The sequence below is a fragment of the Actinospica sp. genome, assembly GCF_035552695.1.
Classification (GTDB): Bacteria; Actinomycetota; Actinomycetes; order Streptomycetales; family Catenulisporaceae; genus Actinospica.
In genome coordinates, this window is sequence record NZ_DASZKT010000229.1 from 56,564 (window position 1) to 63,455 (window position 6,892).

Sequence of the window (6,892 nt, forward strand, 5' to 3'; positions counted from 1 at the left end):
GGTCTCAGGCCCCGACTTTCTGTCGCAGTTGCTGGAACGCGGTGTAGTTCGCGATGGCGTCGATCGGCCCGGCCGGGGCCGCGTCCACCGCCGCCTCCACATCGTCGAACACCTCGAAGTCCACGCCCGCGACCTGCAGGCGGACGGCCAGGTCGAGCCGCCGCCGGCCGATCACCAGCACGTGGTGCCCGACGAGGCGGGTGTAGTCCACGTCCCACAGCCACGAGGTGTCCGTGCCGTCCGCGGACAGCGCGTTGACCGACAGCAGTACCGGTCCGGTCGGCTCCTCGCCGCGCGCGGCGACCAGATCGAAGGTCTCCAGCCAGCCCGCCGGGTTCTTCGCCAGCAGCAGTCGCAGTGTCCTGCCGCGATACGTCACGGTGTCATATCGGCCGGCGACGGCCGTCACGTGCTCCATGCGCTGTATCGCCGCGGTCGGCTGCACGCCGAAGACCGCGGCGGTGGCCGCCGCGCTCACCGCGTTGGCCCGGTTGGCCCGGCCCGGCAGCTTCAGCCCGGCCAGTCCCACGCGGGCGCCGTCCGGCGCGACGAGCTCCGCGCCGTCGAGGAACCAGGCCGGTTCCGGCCGGCGCAGATCGCAGGACCCGCAGCTCCAGTCCTCCGAGTCCAGGTGCAGCACGCCGCCGCACTGCGGACAGGACCAGGCGTCGTCCTTCCAGCCCTGGCCGACCGCCACCCACACGACCTCGCGCACCCGGCCCGCGGCCCACACGACCAGCGGGTCGTCGGCGTTCGCGATCACCGTCGCGTCCGTGTCGGCCAGCCCGTCGCGCCACTTCTGCGCCATCATCCGGGTCTCGGCGGCCCGGTCCAGCTGGTCGCGGGAGAGATTGAGCAGCGCGATCGCCCGCGGCTCGGTCTGTTCGGCCACCCCCGGCAGGTACTTCTCGTCGACCTCTATCACGGCGAACTCGGCGTTCCGGTCGTTCGCCATGGCCGCGGTGATCCCGGCGGGCATGTTGGCGCCGAGCGCATTGGACGCGACCGGACCCTTAGCCCGCAGCGCCTCGGCGACCAGCCGGGTCGTGGTGGTCTTGCCGTTCGTCGCCGAGATCAGCACGCACGCGCGGCCGGCCGTCAGCCGCCGCAGCAGCTCCGGGTCCAGCCGCAGCGCGATCCGGCCGCCCACCACGGCCCCCGACCCGCGGCCCGCGGCCCGCGACACCGCGCCGGTCAGCTTGCCGGCCGCGACCGCCATCTTCGCCCGCGCGGGCAGTTGCGCCATGGTCAACGCGCGCCGCTCAGGGTCAGTCATCGTCACTCGTCCACCACACCGTTCGCCGTCAAGGGGTCCACGTGCACGCGGTCACCTTATCGAAGATCGCCGACACTCCCGCGCGACCACGTGGTTTCCGCGATGCTACGTGCTACGCACGTCCGACGGCGGATCAGAACAGCGCCAGGTCCGCGCAGGTGCGGGTCGTGCGCCGGCGGTCGGCCTCCGCCTCCTGCGGCACGTCGATCTCCACCGGCTCGTTGAGGTCGAACAGCTCGATGCTGACGGCGTGATCGTCCATCGGGTTGTCCGCCGGGGTCCAGTGCGGCAGCTCGATGCGCAGCCGCGCGATCCGCGGGCCGGCCGGCTCGTCCGTCTCCTCGTCCCAGCCGGACGGCTCCACCAGCGCGCTCACCAGCAGCACCATCGCGCCGTGGTCGCGCAGTTGCCGCGCCAGCCGGGCCACCCGGCCGTCCGGATCCGTCGTCTTCGGCTTGAGCGAGGCCGTGACCGGCACCAGCTTGCGCTCGCCGACCTCCTCCGCCTTGCCCACGTTGAGGTGCCCGGCCGTGCGCACGGCCGCGGCGAGCACCTCGGGGATGGCGTACGCGTGGATCCCGCAGGCGTCCGTCTCCGAGGCGAACTCCCAGCTCTGCTCGGCGTCCTCGTCCTCGACCACCGGCGCGCGGAAGGCCGTGGAGCCGCGGCGGATGTACTCGTACGTCGCCTTGCCCCGGATCACCGTGGCCCGCGACTCGCGCGCCCCGAAGTCCACCGAGCCCTCGACCAGCACGGACCCGGCGCCGTGCCGGCACTTCCAGGTCGCCGAGGTCGAGGCGGTGGCCAGCGACTCCAGTAGCGCGGCGATCTCCTCGCCGCTCACCGGCACGCTCTCGCGCGCGGAGTCGGTCTTCCGGCCGGGCAGCAGCTTTCTGAGCACCATGGCCGCAAAGGTTACCGGTCTCTGCTTAATGTATGGAAGATGCCGTGGTCGATCTTCGTGAGAACCGCCGAGGCAAATCCGGCGGCGCGCCGGAACCGCCGCGTCGGCCTGAGATGATGTAACGGTGAACCTCTTCGACCAGCTGCCGGACACGACCGACCCGGACTCCCTCTACTCCGCGTTCGAGGCCTGGGTCTCCGGCCGCGGCATCGGCCTCTACCCGGCCCAGCAGGAGGCGCTGATCGAGCTGGTCGGCGGGGGGAACGTCATCCTGGCCACACCCACCGGCTCCGGCAAATCACTGGTCGCGGCCGGCGCGGTGTTCGCGACTTTCGCCCGCGGGCAGCGCTCCTTCTACAGCGCGCCGATCAAGGCCCTGGTCTCGGAGAAGTTCTTCGACCTCTGCGAGGCCTTCGGCTCCGCGCACGTCGGCATGATGACCGGCGACGCGTCGGTCAACCCGGGTGCGCCGATCATCTGCTGCACCGCTGAGGTGCTGGCGAACATCGCGCTGCGCGACGGCGAGCAGGCCGAGGCCGGGCTCGTGGTCATGGACGAGTTCCACTTCTACGCAGACCCGGACCGCGGCTGGGCCTGGCAGATCCCGCTGCTCGAGCTCCCGCAGACCCAGTTCCTGCTGATGTCCGCGACCCTCGGCGACGTCGAGCGCTTCGAATCTGACCTCAAGCGGCGCACCGGCCGGGACACGGTGACCGTCCGGTCTACCGACCGCCCCGTGCCGCTGTCCTACTCGTACCGGATGACGCCGCTGCACGAGACCGTGCAGGAGTTGCTCGAGGGCGGGCAGGCCCCGATCTACATCGTGCACTTCACCCAAGCCGCCGCGATCGAGCGCGCCCAGTCGCTGATGAGCCTGAACGTCTGCTCGCGCGCGGAGAAGGACGCGATCGCGGACTTGCTCGGCGGCTTCCGCTTCACCACCCGCTTCGGCCGCACGCTCTCCCGCTTCATCCGGCACGGCATCGGCGTGCACCACGCGGGCATGCTGCCGAAATACCGCCGACTCGTCGAACGCCTCGCCCAGGCCGGCCTGCTCAAGGTCATCTGTGGCACCGACACCCTCGGCGTGGGAGTCAACGTCCCGATCCGCACCGTGCTGTTCACCGCGCTGTCCAAGTACGACGGCCGCCGCTCCCGGCTGCTGCGCGCCCGCGAGTTCCACCAGATCGCCGGTCGCGCCGGTCGTGCCGGATTCGACACCATCGGCTACGTCGCGGCGCAGGCCCCGGAGCACGTCGTCGAGAACGAGCGCGCCCTCGCCAAGATCGGCGACGATCCGAAGCGGCGGCGCGGCTACGCGCGGAAGAAGCCGCCGGAGGGCTTCGTCAACTGGAGCGAGCAGACCTTCGAGAAGCTCATCGAGGCCGAGCCCGAGCCGCTGGTCTCCCGCTTCCAGGTCACGCACGCGATGCTGCTGTCGATCATCGCCCGGCCCGGCAACGCCTTCGAGGCGATGCGCAAGTTGCTGACGGACAATCACGAGCCGCGCTCCGCCCAGCGCAAGCACATCCACCGTGCGATCGCCATCTACCGCTCGCTGCTGGCCGCGGGCGTCGTCGAGCGCCTGGAGACCCCCGACGAGACCGGCCGGATCGTGCGCCTCACCGTGGACCTGCAGCAGGACTTCGCGCTCAACCAGGCCCTGTCGACCTTCGCCCTCGCGGCATTCGACCTGCTCGACCCCGAGTCCCCGTCCTACGCGCTGGACCTGCTCTCGATCATCGAGTCGATCCTCGACGACCCGCGCCAGATCCTGGTCGCCCAGGAGAAGAAGGCGCGCGGCGCGGCGATCGCCGAGATGAAGGCCGACGGCATCGAGTACGAGGAGCGGATGGAGCGCGTCGCCGACATCTCGTACCCGAAGCCGCTCGAGGAGATGCTCGAGCACGCCTACACCACGTACCGCGGCGCCCACCCGTGGATCGGCGACCACCCGGTCAGCCCGAAGGCCGTCGTGCGCGAGATGTACGAGCAGGCGATGACCTTCGCTGACTACATCGCCGCCTACGACCTCGCCCGGGTCGAGGGCATCGTGCTCCGGTACCTGGCCGACGCCTTCCGCACGCTCAGCCACACCATCCCCGAGTCGGCCAAGAGCGACGACCTCGTCGACCTGATCGAGTGGCTCGGCGAGACGGTCCGTCAGATCGACTCCAGCCTCGTCGACGAGTGGGAGGCCCTGCGCAACCCCGAGGCGCACGCCGCCGCCCAGGCCGCCCTGGACGACGCCCCGCCCCCCGTCACCGGCAACCGGCGGGCCTTCCGCGTCCTGGTCCGCAACGCCCTCTTCCGCCGCGTCGAGCTGGCCGCGCGGGACGACGTCGATGGCCTCGTCGCCCTGGACGCCGAGGACGCCGAGGGCCTGGAGCACACCGACGAGTGGACCGGCCCCTGGGAGTACGACGACTGGGACGAGGCGCTCGGCGACTACTTCGACGAGCACGAGGTACTCGGCACCGGCCCGGACGCGCGCGGCCCCAAACTGATCGAGATCGAGGAGGCCCCCACCGTCTGGAAGGTCCGCCAGATCCTCGACGACCCCGCCGACAACCACGACTGGCACCTGCGCGCCGAGGTCGACCTGGCCGCCTCCGACGCCGCCGGCCGCGCCATCCTCCGCGTCCTCGAATTCGACCGCTTCGACGGCTGACGGCCGCGGTCGCTCAGAACTCCGAGGTCTCGATCGTGACCGGTGGATCGAGCGGCAGGGTGACCGGCTTGCCGAACGGGATCTCATGTCGCTCCGTGTACTGTTCACCGTTCGGTTCGACGAACAGGACGCAATTGCGCAGCTTCCGGTCTACGAGCAGGTGGATCGGGACGTGTGATCGCGCGTACCCCGCTGCCTTGGCATAGTCGCGTCGTTCCTGATCCGGCGAGGTCACCTCAACGGCGAGGAGGCACTCATCACCACGGAAGGCCCATTCGGACTCGGTCTCGATGAGCGAGAGCGGCCAGGCTGCCAGGTCCGGGATGTACCTGTCGACCTCCGGCTCTTCAAGAGTCGTGTTCTCGAAGAGGCCGAACCCTGCGGGCAAAGACGGCGTTACCGCGCCGCGGATCAGCAGCAAGATGTAGGCATGCCTGCCGAACGGCGTGGACGACTCTTCGATCTTCCCCTCGACGATCTCGACCCGGTAACCCTCCGGCGGGTCGATTTCGTCGTGGATGGCTCGCACGGCAGCGGCGAGCGGTCGCTCAGTCGTCATGGCAGACATCGTCCCACCTCCCTTCAGCGCCGGGAACTTTCACGAGCCCCGTTCGGACCCGTCCGGATCATCCTGGCGGCTCGTCAGGTCCTACGATGCGCATTTCGGAAAGATCACTCTAACGGGCTAAAATCCGGCGCCTGACAGGTGCTTGACAGCGAAGGAACACGTAGTGGCGCGGAATGGGGGAGACTGATCTCATGCTCGTCACGAACCACGTCCTGTCCGGCGCGATCATCGGGGCGGTGGCGCGCAGCCCGTGGAGCGCGTTTCCGCTCGGATTCGCGTCGCACCTGGTGCTGGACGCGGTGCCGCACTGGGGGAGGTTCGACAGCCACGAGCACTTCATGCGGGTGGCGGTGGCGGACGGGCTGACCGGGCTCGCCGTCATGGGGGCGGCGACGGCGGTCGCGCGGCCGGGGAAGCGGGCCGCGGTCTTCGCCGGGATGGCGGGCGCCGCGTTCCCGGATCTGAACAAACCGTCGAAGATCTTCTTCGGGTACTCGCCCTTCCCGCGGCGCTTCGACGAGTTCCACGGGCGGATCCAGGACGAGGCGCCGGACCGGTTCCGCAGCCACGAAGTCGTCGCGGGGGCGTTGTTCGCGGCTGGGTTCGCAGGGCTCGTGTTCGCGGGCAGGCGGCGTGTCCGCAGGTGACGGCTCGGCGGGACTGAGACCATCCGCCACAGTGTGACGTTGCTCGCGCACCCCGCTTGTGACCCGGACGCAACGGTGCGGAAACGGGAGCCGGTTTGACTGAAGCGTGCCCGGGCACGGACCGCTCGGCGGTGCGCCGAACGGAAGAGGAGGTGGCGTGAGCATGCTGCTCAGGCTGCGACTGTGGGTATCGGACCGGCCGGGGGCGCTCGGCCAGGTGACCCGGGAGCTCGGCGCGTGCGGCGCGGACATCGTGCAGGTCAACGTGCTGAGCCGGGAACAGGGGCGGGCGCTGGACGAGATCACCGTCTTCCTGCCCGAGGAGCACCGGCGGCCCGCGCTGGAGAAGGCGCTGCTCGGCCTCGGCGGGGTCACGCTCGAGGGCATGCGGGCCTCCGGCGAGGTGCCCGGCGCGTTCCCCGACCTCGACCTGCTCGGCCGGATCGCCGCCGACCCGCGGGCCTCGCTGAACCTGATGGCCGACGCGTTGCCGCGGATCCTCGGCGCCGACTGGGCGCTCGTGCTCTCCCCGGAGCAGGGCGGCGGCGTCCTGGCGCGCAGCTGGGACGCCCCGGCCGACGCCGTGCTGCCCGACCTGCCGCCGCGGGCGAGCGCCGTGACGATCGGGTCCTCGCACTACGCCACGGCCCCGGTCGGCTCGGCCGGCGTGCGCGTGCTGGTCTGCCGCCTCGGCGACCCGAACTTCCACCGTTTCGAAGTGCTGCGCCTCACCCGCCTGGCCGAGGTCACGTCCGCGGTGGCCGGCGCGCGGCTGATGCCGAAGGCCCGCGCCTGAGCCTGAAGAGCGCGGCAAAATAACAGGCCC

General features: G+C 70.7%; 6 protein-coding genes. 3 read left to right on the top strand and 3 right to left on the bottom strand.

Annotated elements, in window-relative coordinates; genetic code table 11:
• Window positions 1–4 precede the first annotated feature (4 nt).
• Both VG296_RS26200 and VG296_RS26205 read right to left on the bottom strand, forming a co-directional pair.
• Window positions 5–1,276: a MurT ligase domain-containing protein gene (locus VG296_RS26200; RefSeq protein ID WP_325570216.1), complete on the bottom strand. Its 1,272-nt coding sequence runs from the start codon at window positions 1,274–1,276 to the stop codon at window positions 5–7.
• 133 nt (window positions 1,277–1,409) lie between these two features.
• Window positions 1,410–2,180, bottom strand: a complete 771-nt coding sequence (locus VG296_RS26205; protein ID WP_325570218.1) for a hypothetical protein — start codon at window positions 2,178–2,180, stop codon at window positions 1,410–1,412.
• Between the two features lie 124 nt (window positions 2,181–2,304).
• Here VG296_RS26205 and VG296_RS26210 point away from each other — a divergent pair, with 124 nt between their 5' ends.
• On the top strand, window positions 2,305–4,851 hold the full coding sequence (locus tag VG296_RS26210) for a DEAD/DEAH box helicase (RefSeq protein ID WP_325570220.1): 2,547 nt from the start codon (window positions 2,305–2,307) through the stop codon (window positions 4,849–4,851).
• 13 nt (window positions 4,852–4,864) lie between these two features.
• Here the strand turns inward: VG296_RS26210 and VG296_RS26215 are convergent, their stop codons facing one another.
• Entirely contained in the window at window positions 4,865–5,419 is a 555-nt protein-coding gene (locus VG296_RS26215; RefSeq protein ID WP_325570222.1) for a Uma2 family endonuclease, read from the bottom strand.
• 191 nt (window positions 5,420–5,610) lie between these two features.
• Here VG296_RS26215 and VG296_RS26220 point away from each other — a divergent pair, with 191 nt between their 5' ends.
• Together VG296_RS26220 and VG296_RS26225 are read left to right on the top strand one after the other, a co-directional pair.
• Window positions 5,611–6,066 (top strand): hypothetical protein, encoded by a 456-nt coding sequence (locus VG296_RS26220; protein ID WP_325570224.1) that lies wholly within the window; start codon window positions 5,611–5,613, stop codon window positions 6,064–6,066.
• Between the two features lie 163 nt (window positions 6,067–6,229).
• Window positions 6,230–6,862, top strand: coding sequence for an ACT domain-containing protein (locus VG296_RS26225; RefSeq protein ID WP_414641138.1), 633 nt, complete (start codon window positions 6,230–6,232; stop codon window positions 6,860–6,862).
• The last annotated feature ends 30 nt before the right edge of the window (window positions 6,863–6,892 follow it).

What these genes read in the sequence shown, in the direction of transcription:
- VG296_RS26215 (WP_325570222.1), bottom strand. Translation starts at nt 5,419, where the DNA reads ATGTCTGCCATGACGACTGAGCGACCGCTCGCCGCTGCCGTGCGAGCC.
- VG296_RS26225 (WP_414641138.1), top strand. Translation starts at nt 6,230, where the DNA reads ATGCTGCTCAGGCTGCGACTGTGGGTATCGGACCGGCCGGGGGCGCTC.
- VG296_RS26220 (WP_325570224.1), top strand. Translation starts at nt 5,611, where the DNA reads ATGCTCGTCACGAACCACGTCCTGTCCGGCGCGATCATCGGGGCGGTG.
- VG296_RS26205 (WP_325570218.1), bottom strand. Translation starts at nt 2,180, where the DNA reads ATGGTGCTCAGAAAGCTGCTGCCCGGCCGGAAGACCGACTCCGCGCGC.
- VG296_RS26200 (WP_325570216.1), bottom strand. Translation starts at nt 1,276, where the DNA reads ATGACTGACCCTGAGCGGCGCGCGTTGACCATGGCGCAACTGCCCGCG.